This window comes from Parasphingorhabdus sp., from assembly GCF_049667325.1.
In the GTDB taxonomy this organism is placed as follows: Bacteria; Pseudomonadota; Alphaproteobacteria; order Sphingomonadales; family Sphingomonadaceae; genus Parasphingorhabdus.
Window position 1 is genome coordinate 1 of record NZ_JBATHY010000094.1, and the last position, 13,052, is coordinate 13,052.

General features: G+C 57.4%; 8 protein-coding genes and 1 pseudogene. 3 read left to right on the forward strand and 6 right to left on the reverse strand.

Translation table 11 applies throughout. From position 1 onward, the window contains the following. Positions 1 to 611: 611 nt before the first annotated feature. Together WBM93_RS05125 and WBM93_RS05130 are read left to right on the forward strand one after the other, a co-directional pair. On the forward strand, positions 612 to 1,334 hold the full coding sequence (locus WBM93_RS05125; RefSeq protein ID WP_424429058.1) for an outer membrane protein: 723 nt from the start codon (positions 612 to 614) through the stop codon (positions 1,332 to 1,334). 185 nt (positions 1,335 to 1,519) lie between these two features. Further along, positions 1,520 to 2,950: an MFS transporter gene (locus WBM93_RS05130; protein ID WP_424429061.1), complete on the forward strand. Its 1,431-nt coding sequence runs from the start codon at positions 1,520 to 1,522 to the stop codon at positions 2,948 to 2,950. Positions 2,951 to 3,004: 54 nt separating this feature from the next. Here the strand turns inward: WBM93_RS05130 and WBM93_RS05135 are convergent, their stop codons facing one another. The 5 genes from WBM93_RS05135 to WBM93_RS05155 form a co-directional block, all read right to left on the reverse strand. Next, complete coding sequence (locus tag WBM93_RS05135) at positions 3,005 to 5,242, reverse strand: M3 family metallopeptidase (RefSeq protein ID WP_424429065.1); 2,238 nt, start codon at positions 5,240 to 5,242, stop codon at positions 3,005 to 3,007. Positions 5,243 to 5,414: 172 nt separating this feature from the next. Continuing rightward, positions 5,415 to 6,263: a phosphodiesterase gene (locus WBM93_RS05140; RefSeq protein ID WP_424429067.1), complete on the reverse strand. Its 849-nt coding sequence runs from the start codon at positions 6,261 to 6,263 to the stop codon at positions 5,415 to 5,417. A 27-nt stretch (positions 6,264 to 6,290) separates the two neighbouring features. Further along, complete coding sequence (locus tag WBM93_RS05145; RefSeq protein ID WP_424429070.1) at positions 6,291 to 8,096, reverse strand: cytochrome c3 family protein; 1,806 nt, start codon at positions 8,094 to 8,096, stop codon at positions 6,291 to 6,293. A gap of 15 nt (positions 8,097 to 8,111) precedes the next feature. Continuing rightward, positions 8,112 to 8,993 (reverse strand): hypothetical protein, encoded by an 882-nt coding sequence (locus WBM93_RS05150; RefSeq protein ID WP_424429072.1) that lies wholly within the window; start codon positions 8,991 to 8,993, stop codon positions 8,112 to 8,114. Then, a complete protein-coding gene (locus WBM93_RS05155; RefSeq protein ID WP_424429074.1) occupies positions 8,993 to 11,572 on the reverse strand; it encodes a cyclic nucleotide-binding domain-containing protein in 2,580 nt (859 codons plus the stop codon). The genes WBM93_RS05150 and WBM93_RS05155 overlap by 1 nt, the downstream gene beginning before the upstream one ends. Before the next feature lie 196 nt (positions 11,573 to 11,768). Here WBM93_RS05155 and WBM93_RS05160 point away from each other — a divergent pair, with 196 nt between their 5' ends. Then, complete coding sequence (locus WBM93_RS05160; RefSeq protein ID WP_424429077.1) at positions 11,769 to 12,737, forward strand: tetratricopeptide repeat protein; 969 nt, start codon at positions 11,769 to 11,771, stop codon at positions 12,735 to 12,737. Positions 12,738 to 12,855: 118 nt separating this feature from the next. Here WBM93_RS05160 and WBM93_RS05165 read toward each other — a convergent pair. Further along, positions 12,856 to 13,052: pseudogene (locus WBM93_RS05165) on the reverse strand (AMP nucleosidase); the annotation flags it as partial.

A 13,052-nucleotide genomic window follows, 5' to 3' on the forward strand; every position in this document is an offset into this window, starting at 1 on the left:
GCCAGTTGGTTTTTATGACCGGGGATAACGAACAAGCCGTCGACCCTTTCAGATATCCAATTCGCTAGAATTTTAGCCTTGTTCACCTCTGAATCAATGTTCATCTCAAAGCCAATAAGGCTACGAACGTTGAACTACAATCGATTCACGGGGCGCATTTCGTGAATGTCGCCGAAACCCAACAAAAAGGGGAACGCAATCGCACTCCCCTCCTCCCATTTCATCCGGACAGCGCCGCCTATTTTACCGCGTCATCCTTGCTGCCCGCATCCGAACCTTCCCCGGTACGAATAACCCGCGCTTCTTTAGGAAATATCTACACTCGGGAAGGCGCTCGCGGAATTTGCGACAGGCTTACTAGCGGTCGGCTTATTTGGCGGTGCTCCGCAGAATCGACCGCCTACCGACAAATAGTGACAATCTTGCACCAGGTTCATTATTCTTACCAATAATCCGACAAACGATGGAACAATCCATTCCGTTGGACCGTTCCCTCCACTCGTCGATCAATGACGCCCTGTGTTTGGCCATTCATCGACGAGCAAAGTTCGCAATGATAGCGGGCATCACCGGAACGATCATGTTCCATTTTTGTAAGTTGGAGTAAAATAATGAAATCCTCTGTGATCACCCCCCTGATCCTATGTTCGGTTGCCGGCGCGTTTGCCGCACCTGCTGCCGCCCAGTCCGATTCCCCCTTCACCGGACCGCGCGCAGAAATCCTTGGCGGCTATGACACGCTGCGCTCGGGCAGCGACGTCGATGTCGACACCGACAATGACGGCATTTTCGAAAATAATACGCTCGACCAGTCGGTCGATGGCTTCGCTTATGGCGTCGCGCTCGGCTATGATTTCGATGCCGGCCCCGTGATCTTTGGCCTCGAAGGCGAATATATGGATTCGACCGGCGAACAGGAAGGCGATGAAGACGTCAATGCCCCGTTCGGCTATCGCGTCAACCTGAAGCGCGACCTTTATATCGGCGCGCGCATCGGTACCAAGGTCACGCCGTCCACCCTGCTCTACGCCAAGGGCGGCTACACCAACACCGCCGTTGAATCCCGCTTTCAGGATCGCGCTGATTCCGATGGCGTCGATCTCAACTTCGACGACAGCCAGCAGGTTGACGGCTATCGCCTCGGTGCCGGCGTCGAGCAGCTGATCGGAACCGGCGGCTCCGGAAACGGCTCCGGCGCGTTTGTCAAACTCGAGTATCGCTATTCCAACTATAGCTCGCTCAAATATAACGACACTCTGTTCAACGGTAACAATGAAATCGGCGTCGACCTCGACCGCCATCAGGTCGTCGCGGGTGTCGGCTTCCGCTTTTAAGTTGGAGCTACGTTAACAATGAGAGGGCGCGCCGTTCAATCGGCGGCGCGCCCTTTTTATTTTGTGGTCGGAGCCGCTTGTCAGTTTCGACCAGGTAACTGGTATATTGTCACCGCAATTCCGTAGCTTCCAACGCCCGATTGTGCGACGTATGTGTTACTTTGAACAACCGACAGCCAGCCCCCTTGCACCTGACCCTCCCCAACCGCCTGTCCTACGGGCTCGGCGGGGCGGTTTATGCGGTCAAGGAAGCCGCCTTCATCATGTTCGCGCTGCTGTTTTATACGCAGGTCTTGGGGCTCAGCGGGACGGCGACGGGTATTGTGCTGTCGCTCAGCCTGCTCTGGGACGCGGTATCGGACCCGATGGTAGGCAGCTGGTCCGACCGCTATAAAAGTCGCTGGGGGCGGCGGCATCCATTCATGATTTACAGCACGGTGCCGCTCGGCCTTGGCTTTGTTGCGCTTTTTGCGCCACCGGATTTTGTGCTGGGTAGCCAGCTATGGCTGGCGGGGTGGCTGCTGGTCTGTTCGCTGTGGATCCGCACTGCGCTGACTCTTTTTTCGATCCCGCACTATACTTTGGTTGCCGAAATTACCCAGGATTATCACGACCGCAGTGCCCTGATGGGGCAGCGTACCGCATTTCTGTTTCTCACCGCGTTGCTATTGCCCTCCACCTGTCTCTATTTCCTGTTTGACGCGGGCGCCGATGGCGACGGCCGGTTCATTGCAAGCAATTATGTGACCTATGGATGGCTGTCGGCGCTGATCGTCTGGATCACTGCGACAGCGTGTATCGCCGGCACCTGGAAGTTTATCGGCCATACAAAGATTGACCCTGAACGCGCGCCTGCCACCCCGGGATTTTCGGGATTGTGGAGCGATTTCCTTTCAACCTTCCAAAACCGCAATTTTCGCAACATACTCTGTTACGATCTCGGCGCGACCGCCTCTTATGGTATTACACTCGCTCTCAATGTCATCTTCTGGACCTATTTCTGGGAATTGGAGGCAACCGAGACCGGGCTGGTGCTTGGCATTTCCGTGTTGATTGCGGTACCGATCGCGATGATATTCCTCAAAACGATTGGCCGGCGGATGGCCAAACACGACATCGTCAAATGGGCGGTTGCGATCATGCTGCTCGATTTGTCCTGGCCCTATCTGCTCCGCTGGTTCGACCTGATTCCGGATAATGGCGATCCCGCAATATTTGCGATCCTGGTCATCCAGAACGCGATTTTCATGAGCTTCTTCATTTTGCGGATCGTTGCGATCACCTCGTTGACCGCCGATCTGACCGACGAGCACGAGGCTGAAACAGGCCTCAGGCAGGAGGGCGGATTCTTTTCCGTGCTGCAGTTCACCTCCAAGCTAGGTGCCGCCGTAGGACCGCTCTATGGCGGCTTCGCGCTCGATATGGTGGGCCTTAAAGAAGGCATGCGGCCGGGGTCGGTCGACCAATCGACGCTGGATTCTCTGGTCTGGATCGGTGCCGCCGGGATCGTTCCGCTGATGCTGATCGCTTTTTTCTTCACCTTCCGCTTCTCGATGACGGAAGAACGGTTGCTGCAAATTCAGGAACAGATTTCCCGGCAACGACGGCGCGAATAAAAAGGGGAGCGCAATCGCACTCCCCTCTCCAGATTTCGTCCGGATGTTCGCGACCTATTTTGCCGCGCCATCCTTGCTGCCTGCATCCGCGCTTTCGCCCGGTACCGGGAACCCACGCTTCTTCAGGATATATTTGACTTCTGGATCGCGGCCGCGGAATTTGCGATAGGCTTCCTTGCGGTCGGTTTCATTGGCGGTGCTCAGAATGATCGAGCGGAAGCGTTCCGCCGTGTCGGCATCCCAGTCATCGCCCGCTTCTTCAAACGCCGCCCAGGTGTCGGCATCCATCGTTTCGGACCAGAGATAGCTGTAATAGCCCGCCGAATAGGCGTCTGACGAGAACAGATGGTTGAACTGCGGCAGGCGGTGACGCATCACGATTTCCTCGGGCATGCCGATTTCGGTCAGCGTATCGCGCTCGAACGCGTCCGGGTCGGTGACCGGCGTGGTGCGATTGTGCAGCTTCATATCGACAATCGCGCTCGACAGATATTCGACCGTCGAAAAGCCTTCGTTGAAGGTTTTCGACTTGTTGATCTTGTCGACCAGCTCTTGCGGCATCGGCTCGCCGGTTTCGGCGTGTTTGGCGTAATTGTCGAGAATGTAACGCGTCAGCAGCCAATTCTCGTTCACCTGACTGGGATATTCGACAAAGTCACGCGGAGTGCCGCCGAGGCCGGGGTAGGTGATGTCATAGTTCAAATAGTGCAGCGCATGACCAAATTCGTGGAACAGGGTCGAGGCATCGTCGAGGCTGATCAGCGTTGGCTGTCCCTCGCCGCCCTTGACGAAATTATTATTGTTCGACGCCAGCACATAGCGGTTATCGCCACCGAGATCATATTGACTGCGATAGGTGGTCATCCAAGCGCCGGAACGTTTGCCTTCACGGGCATAATTGTCGAGATAGAACAGGCCGATCAACTTGTCGCCGCGCTTGACCTCGAAGGTCCGCACTTCGGGATCGAAGACGGGGACGCTGCCGGTGTTGTCGGTAAAGGTCATGCCGTAAAGCTTGCCCGCCGCATCGAACATCGCATCGACCATATTGTCGAGTTTGAAATAGGGTTTGATCTCCGATGCATCGAGGTCATATTTCGCCTTGCGGACCTTCTCGGCGTAGAAGCGATAATCCCACGGTGCGATGGTGATACCGGCGCCTTCAGCGTCGGCAACCGCCTGCATGTCGGCGACTTCTTCCTTGACCCGTCCGACGGCGGCCGGCCAGACCTTCATCATCAACTCCATCGCCGCTTCCGGTTCTTTGGCCATCGTGTCGGCCATCCGGTAATGGGCGTGGGTCTTGAAGCCGAGCAGCTTGGCGCGTTCGGCGCGCAACTTCAGGATTTTGGCGATCGTGGCATTTGTATCATTGGCATCACCGTTGTCGCCGCGGTTGATATAGGCGTTATAGACTTGCTCGCGCAGATCGCGGCGAGTCGAGTTTTGCTGGAAAGGCTGCATCACCGAACGGGTGTTTTTCAGCGCCCAGCCGGTTTTGCCCTGCGCTTCTGCGGCGGCCTTGATCGAGGCGACAAAGCTGTTCGGCAGACCCGCGAGATCGGCTTCGTCGGTCAGATAGATATAAGTTTCCTCATCCGCCAGAACCTTGTTCGAAAAATCGTTAAACGCTTTCGACAATTCGGTGTTGAGCGCGATCAGTTTTTCCTTCTGGGCACCTTTGAGCAAGGCACCGTCACGAACGAGCTGTTCGTAATTTCTTTCCACCAGGCGGAGCTGCTCGGCGTCGAGGCCAGCCGTCGCGCGGCGGTCATAAACCGCCTTGGTCTTTGCGAGCAGCTTCGGATCGAGGGTCAGCTCGTCGAAGAAAGCGGATACTTTCGGCAGCCACTCGCCCTGAATCTTGCGGACTTCTTCGTTGGACAGGTTGCTGGAGTGCACACCCCAGATAGCAAAAAGCTCGTTGGCGTCATTGCCCGCGAGTTCCATGGGAACGGTAAAATTTTCAAAGGTCGCTGGTTCGGGATTGTCGCGGATGGCAACAACCTCGGCCTTGACCTTGTCCATCGTGACCTGAAATGCTTGTGGAAAATCCGAGACCTTGACCTTGTCCCAGGCCGGCACGCCATCATAAGGTCCGCTCCATTGTTGCAGGATGCTGTTGTCGGTGGCCGCGCTCGGCGCAGATTGCTTTGCGCTCATGATGTTCAGTTCAGCTGTGGTCATTTTTTTCCCATGATGATCGGCCAGAGCGGGAGTCGCGGTCGCGCCGATAAGCGCGGCGCTGGAAACGCCCATAAAAAATTTACGGCTGGAAATCGTGAATCGCATTATTGTTTCTCCAAATATCAGACCGCTGTCGCGGGTCGCCCAAAAAAGCGCCTGCGGCGCTGTTGGGGATGGTCTACCCAAAGCGGAGCGGAAACGCAAAAAAGGTTGCGTTAGAAATCAATTATTAGACGAACGACCGTGACCTGTCGATGAACGGCATTGAAAAAACTGGCTATTTCGGACGCTCGGCCAACAATGCGCGTACCAGCGGCTGCAGATTTTCGTCGTAGCGAGCGAGCAGGACATGTTCTTCTGCCGTCTCGAAATGGCTGACCAGCTGGCGTCCGTTCCAGTAATGCAGTGCAATCGACGGGGGGTCGGCGACGATCATATTGCGCCCGTCGGGATTTTCGGGATCAATCGGATTGAGGTCCAGCGCGACTTGCGGCGCGGTCGAGGCACAGATCGCCAGGCTGATATCCCGCCACCAGGTCGAAATATTGCGGTGCAAGTGACCGGTGATCATGCCCTTGACGTTATAATGACCGGCCACCGTGTCGGCCAGCCGCGCGACCCAGGGTTCGTCGGGATGGGTGTTCATCCAGTCAATGCCGCTTTCCACCGGCGGGTGGTGCAGGATCAGGATCGTCGGCTTGTCGCTATTTTCCGAAAGCCTGTCGGCCAGCCATTTTGCCCGAACCTCGCAAAACGCGCCCCCGTGCCTGCCCTCTTCCAGCGTATCGAGAAACAGCAGCCGCAGCGCCGGAGTGTCGACCTCATATTGGATAAAACCGTCGACCGTGGGGACTTCTGGAAATTGCTTGCGGAACGGCGCCCGCAGATCGTGGTTGCCAAGACACATGTGGACCGGAAACGGCACCGCGGAAAGAGCGGTTTCGAGTCGCCGGTAGCTTGCCTGATCCCCGCGGTCGACCAGATCCCCGGTTGCCAGCAACAGATCGGGCTGCGGAGTCATATCGCAAATAGTCTTGATCGCCTGATCAAGCCGCTTGCGGTTGAATTCCGCCGGATTATCGGGATCGAATCCAAGATGAATATCCGTGATCTGCGCCATCAACACGGTCAATCTCCCCTGTTTCCCGTTGCCCTAGCGACCGGCAATCTGTTTCTCCGGCTTTACCTGCTTGTCTTTTTGCTGTTCCTTGATCAGCCAGGGTGCACCATCGTCGGCGTGATAATCATGGCACATTGCGCATGACGAAGGCACGTCGGATGTTTTCTGGAATTCCCCGCCATGACATTCGCGGCAGGTCTTGATTCCCGGCAGCAGCAGATCCTTGGCATCCTTGGACGTGGTCGCATTGTGACAGGTCGTACATTTTTCGTCATTATGCGCTTCATGGCTGAACCAGCCCTTTTGCATGTAGCGATCGGTCTGGGTCACCGGCTTGATGCCGTAGTCAACCCGACCGCGAGCCGTCGGCGGAGTAACGCCGTGACAGTCATAACAGGCCCCTCCGCGCGAGAAAACCTGGCTTATCGCCAGATTGGCGCGGCTTGGCCGGAACTGGACAGCGCGGGCATAGTCTCTGGCGACGCGGACTTCATTGCTGCCCCCTGGACGACGGCGGCTCATCCCGCCAAGATTGATCGGACGAGTGGGCCGCGTGGAACGATAATAGGCCCTGAGATCAGCCTGCACCATGGCGGGTTCGCCGTGCCGCAATGTCCTTACCGTACCGCCGATCTCGTCAAAGGCGAGACTGTGGCACATGCTGCAGTCTTGCTTCATGTCGACCGGTTCAAAGCGCACGCCCTTGGGATCTTGCGTGTGGCAATCCTTGCACGCGAGTGAGGATCCAAATCCGTAATCTTTCGACAGTCTCCGTCCCATTTGCGCAACGCCGCCGGTCCGTGACAGGTGCAAGTCGTGGGGAAATTTAAGGCCGTTATATTCTGTCGGCTTCTGATCGAGCGATATGCGTTTGCGTTCCGGATTTTCGCCGCCCGGCGATACCAGAACAGCCGGCCGGAACTGCGGATGTTCGATGCCGAAATCCGACGCGTTTTCGAGTTTTGTGTCGGTCAACCGTCCATCCATCCCGTTGTGGCAATCCGCGCAGAATTTTTGCGCAGTGGGTTGCATAGCACCGGCACCCTCATGCTCGCTGTGACATTCGACACACCTGCCCGGTGGCTTGTTGAAAGCGGATGCAAAAGCAGCGCCGATCCTCTCCAGCCCCTCCGGCCCGCCGCGCGCGGTCAGCAGTCGTGATTTGTCCGCATGGTCGTGCGCATCATCTTCATGACATGTAAGACATGTCTTGTCCTTAACCGTGACAAAGGCATCGACATGGCAGGCCTGACAGTCCTTTTCGAGCGCGTGATGCGCGCTGCTCAGCGCGCCGGACGACCACATCGTGTCGGCGTGGAACTGGTCGGGCCGTTCCTCGACACTGCGCCAGGTCGCCCAGGTATAGATCGGCCAGACAAGAAATGCGGCCAGCACCAGACCGATAAAACCCCAGGCGGTGAGCCGCTTGCCCGGTAGCAAGCCCTTGAGCGTGTAGAGCGTTGTTTCGCTGCGTATTTCTGCGGAATCCGACAAGGCCTCGACCCGCTTGACGGTCAGGACAATATCCTCGCCCTCTTCGCCTACAACAATTACGTGGCCGCCAAAGCCGAGCTCCGCACCGGATGACGGATCGACCGTGACGGAAATCCGTTGCTTGCCATCGAGCGTAAAATTCTGGCCCGAAGTGCTTTCGACGATAATCTGTCCATCATCGCGCTTGCTGATGACAGCATGATCCGGATTGACCGCAAGATCGGGAAGATGGATCGCGTTTTTGGTGCTGCGGCCGATGCCGATTTCATTCGTCGGGAACGGGTTAGACCGGATTATTTCCCGTCCGTCTGCGGTGGTTGCAATCTGGCGTACTATGAAGGTCATATTTGGCTCTCCATCCTACCAGTAGAAAAACACGCTGATGATATGCGCGGTCAGCGATGCGATCAGCGCGAAGGTCATCGGGACATGAACGAATAACCAGACCTGCAGCATGGCCTTGAGCTTCAGATGGCGCCGGACCCGGGCTAGGGTCGCCTCCTTTTTCTCGAGCAGCGCATCGACTTTGTCGAGCGGATCATCACCGCCCATTTTCGGCTGATAGGCGCGCTCGCGGCGCAGATCCGCCTGCGCCTGCCGCGTCGCGCAATCAGGATATTTGCCCGAAATCCGCTGGTAAAAACCACCGCCGAAGGGATCCTGTTCGAGCGACTGTAGCACCAGAGCGGCATGATCGGCCGACAAAGGCTGCGCCGATTCGTGTAACTGCCGGTCGAGCGAGCGCAGATTTTCGAGCATTTCTGTCTCGGTCATCTCGTCGCGATTGTAGGACAGCGCCTTGGGGATGGTCACGTAAAAATATATGCCGACGATGCCGGAGATGATAACGATCATCATGAACACGTAAGCCGCAGTATGAATATTCCAGCCAAGCTGGAAACCGGTATGCAGCGTGCCGATCACGATCAGGCTCAGTCCGAGATAGATGTGAGCAGAAGTCCAGGCCTTGAGCGACCATTGGCCAGAAGTCATCGCCCGCTTGCGGACCCCCAGCATGGTGAGCCAGAGAATGAGCAAGGCGCCAATGGTGCCGAGCGTATAACCGTACCAGCTGCCGCCATTGTGCCGCGGCGATACGTCGATGAAAATATAACTCACAATACAGATCAGCATGATGGCCGCCGAAATTTTCAGCCAGCGGAAACCGGCGTGCCGGAGAAAACCGTCGTGCATCACGACTTTCTTGCGGCCGGACTTGGCGGATATTGCCTGGCTCGCCATTATACCTCTTCCGATTCAAGCTTGGAAACGGTGAGAAACTCTTCCGGCGCCACGCGGATCGCCGCTCCGGTCGGGCAAGCACGGACACAGGCAGGACCGCCTTTGATGCCGGCGCACATATCGCATTTGATCGCCTTTTTCGGCTTCTCGACCGCCGGATCGCTATGGTCGGAAACCCATTTCTTGTCCGGCTCGCCCGGGCCGGGGCCAAAACCGAAGAGCAGCCAGTTTAAAATGCCCGGCTTCTCCGGCGGCACCTTGTCCATCCGGATCACGCCATAAGGGCAATAACGCTGGCAATTGCCGCAGCCGATGCAGGTGTCGTCGATGAACACCTCGCCGTCGGGGCCACGGTGAATGGCATCGGGCGGGCAGTCGGACATGCAATGCGGATGCTCGCAATGACGGCAGCTGGTCGGCACATGGAGATGCGCATAGGTGCGCCCTGCCTCGCGGTCGAGACGCGACAATCCTTCGTGACTGTCAGCGCAGGCTTTTTCACAATTGTCACAACCGACGCACAGATTCTCGTCGATCAGCAGCACGTCCGTGGCCTCGCCAATACCGTTGTCGACGAGGAAATTTGCGATCCCCGAATACATGTCGACGACGCCCGAGAAACTGTCCTTTTTCGCTTCGACAAAAGCGTTGATATCCTGCCGCGCGGCCATTTCCTGCTTCGCCTTGCGCATCAGATCGGGATGGGCGTCGAGCACTTTCTTGAACGCATCGCCCTTGATCTTGATCACTTCCGACTTGATTGCAGCCTTGACCGTCGCGGTACGATAGCCACCGGCGATCAGCGTCATTTCCCCGACATAGGAACCGGCTGGCAGATAGGACAGGAACACCGGCTTACCGCCAATCTGTTTCTCGACCACCATCGACCCGACGCGTATGACGTAAATGTCATTGCCTTCGGCGCCTTCCTCGATGATCGCCTCGCCGGCCCGGACATTGATAATCTCGCTGGACTCGACGACTTCGGCAATATCGTCCTTGGTCAGGCCGGAGCCGAACATCTGGAGCAATTGGCGCTCGGTTGATATCCGGGTGATCGCTTTTTTCGCGGCGGGCACCTGGCTCTGCAATTTCAGCGCTGCGTTGCGAGAGATTTCAATACAGATCGTATCTTCCGCCGCCCGGATGGTGGCCCCGCGCCGACGCCCCGAAATCAGACCAACCTCGCCGAAAATAGATCCTTCTGTAATCGGCACTGTGATCGACGGGTCATCAGCATCGACCTCCACTAGCACCGAACCCTGCGCGATCGCGAACAAGGACGATCCCGGCGCTGCGCGCTCAAAAATCACCTCACCCTTACGATAGAAGCGCGCGTTGCTGTCCAGCATGAACTCGCGCATCTGCAGCGGATTCATACCATCTAGAATAGCGATATTCTGATTGAGGAAATCGAGCCACTCGGCCACCGACCGCTTTCCCGGCAGGTCGCGGAATTTTGCTTCCAGTATCGGTTCGTCGGCAGGTTTTAGCTCGGTATTGCCGTTGATGAATTCGATGACGTCATGGCCCTGATTCATACAATGTTTGATCAGCGGATAACCGGCGAGCGCGCCAATTACGAAAATACCGGGCGTGGTGGTTTCGAAGACCGGTGACAATTTCGGGAAAGCAAGCCGGTCGTTGCTCGAAAACTCGATGCCGCATTCCTCGACAAAAGCGCGCGGCGGGGCAGAACCGATACGCGCGATAATCCGGTCACAGCGCACCTTTTCCTCTCCGTCACGCGTGTTGAAGGTGATATAGTCGGCCTCGACCGACGCGGTTTCCGTTTCGAGCCGGACGATCAGCTTGCCGGCGGCCTGATCGGCGATCAGCGCTTGCACATTGGCATCCTTGGCGGTTGCAAAATCAGCGCTCCGGTTGACGATCGTCACAGTATTGCCCTGCGCTGCGTCCTCCGCGAGTCCGCGCGCATTCTCAATCCCCGCATCGCCCGCACCAATCACGACAATATGCTCGTCGACATATTCACCGGGGTCATCCAGCTGATACTGGACATGCGGCAGGTCGCCGCCGGGACAACGCATGCGGTTGGGATTGCCCTGGGTCCCGATCCCCATCACTACCGTGTCGGCGATAATCTTGTCGCCATTGGTCATTTCGATTTCATAAGGCGGCGCGTAGCGCTGGATTTCTTTTTTCTGAACCGTGCCGTCGCGCTGGCGCATTTCAATGATATGGATACTGCCAGGGATTGCCTCGCCGGTGCCGCGAATTGCCTTCACTTCACTATTGTAGCGGACATTCACACCTTGGGCGGCAACCTGATCATCCCACGTACCGAGAATGGCCTCGCGCTTGCCTGCATCAAAATCCAAGTCCGAGCGCAGAACCAGCTGGCTCGGCGTCGCCATGACATGCTTGCCCTTCTGATATTTGTAGATGGTGTCGCAAAGATGGTCGGTTTTCTCGAGCAGCACATGCTTCAACTTCAGCTGCGCCGCGCGGCCAGCAGCGCTCATGCCCGCCGGTCCGGACCCGATAATGACTACTCGAAATTTATCCGCCACGCGCTTGCTTCCCCCCTCGTGCTGCCCCAACCAACGCACCCTCATACGTTATGTCGATCCGGTTCAGCTGTCTGTCCGGCTATAGCGCGACCCAAAAGATTGAACTTTGGCAGTATCTTACCAAAAAGCCCCTCCATTGCCAGTGCAAAATATCACAGCCATCTCAGCGCTTGTCAGGCAGCAAACGGCTCCGTATCTCTGCGCGGGAATATCGCGACATAAAATAGCTTGAGGATTGACCATGGCGAAATCAGCTTCTTCGATGAATATCAGCCGCATCGCTCTGATAATAGCGGCTTTACTGGCGCTGGGAGCGATTGCTGTGCAGGTCTATCGCAGCATGAACGATGGCTCCGGCGCAAACCCGGCTGTCGCCGGTAGCGGTAGCGAGACCGAGCAGGCGCCGAGCGTCGACGAAGTCATCGCCGGTCTCGAGAAAAAGCTGCAGGACAACCCCGACGACGCGGAAAGCTGGCGGATGCTGGGGTGGAGCTATTTCGAAACCGGCAAATTTGCCGAATCGGCGACGGCGATGAAACGCGCGACCACACTCGACCCTGACAATCCGGAATATTGGTCGATGCTCGGCGAAGCTCTGGTGATGGACAGCGATGGACAGCAAGTACCACCCGACGCCGCCTCCGCTTTCCGCAATGCGCTGAAACATGACAGCAAGGATCCGCGCGCGCGCTATTTTCTCGCCGTGCAGAAAGACATTTCTGGCGATCACAAGGGCGCGATCAATGACTGGTTCGCCTTGCTCGAGGACACGCCGGCCGACGCGCCCTATGCCAGCGATATTCGCCGCGTGATTGGCCAGGTGGCCGAGAATGAGGGCATTGATGTCGCTGCCCGTCTGGCGAAAGCCGCACCCGCTGCGCCGACCGGCGGCATCACCACTACCGGCCCGGCCACCGCCACCGCCGCGATCCCCGGTCCCAGCCGCCAACAAATGAAAGAGGCGGCAGCCCTCCCCCCCGGCCAGCAGGAAGCAATGATCGCCAATATGGTCGACGGGCTCGACAAAAGGCTGCAGGCCAATCCCAATGACGCCAACGGCTGGATCATGCTGATCCGCAGCCGCATGCAGCTGGGCCAGACGGTGCAGGCCAGGCAGGCAATGGAGCGCGGCCTGAAGGCGTTCAGGAATGACGGGGCGGAAGCGAAGCGGATCAGGGAGGCGGCGGCGGCATTGGGGGTTGGGGGGTAGTTTTTGGGCCTCCCTTGGTCTAGAATATTATTGTAGAAATAGACGCTGGGAGATCCCAGTTTACGGTGAGACAACCGACTGCTTTGTCAATCGCGGGCTCAATTCATCCGTACTTCCACTACCTAAACAGCGGCTCGCCGAAACTGCGTAATTTCCGGCTGTGCAGCGTCTCCGCCTCCGCCTCTTTCGCCAGCAGGTCGATCGCGCGCAGGCCGATGGCAAGGTGCTGGCCCACGCGTTCCTGGTAGAAGGCATCGGCCATGCCGGGCAACTTGATCTCGCCGTGCAACGGTTTGTCGGAAGCGCACAGCAGGG

Excerpts from the sequence above, each read along its gene's own strand:
- WBM93_RS05125 (WP_424429058.1), top strand. The coding sequence starts at position 612 with ATGAAATCCTCTGTGATCACCCCCCTGATCCTATGTTCGGTTGCCGGC.
- WBM93_RS05135 (WP_424429065.1), bottom strand. The coding sequence starts at position 5,242 with ATGCGATTCACGATTTCCAGCCGTAAATTTTTTATGGGCGTTTCCAGC.
- WBM93_RS05145 (WP_424429070.1), bottom strand. The coding sequence starts at position 8,096 with ATGACCTTCATAGTACGCCAGATTGCAACCACCGCAGACGGACGGGAA.
- WBM93_RS05150 (WP_424429072.1), bottom strand. The coding sequence starts at position 8,993 with ATGGCGAGCCAGGCAATATCCGCCAAGTCCGGCCGCAAGAAAGTCGTG.
- WBM93_RS05155 (WP_424429074.1), bottom strand. The coding sequence starts at position 11,572 with ATGAGGGTGCGTTGGTTGGGGCAGCACGAGGGGGGAAGCAAGCGCGTG.
- WBM93_RS05160 (WP_424429077.1), top strand. The coding sequence starts at position 11,769 with ATGGCGAAATCAGCTTCTTCGATGAATATCAGCCGCATCGCTCTGATA.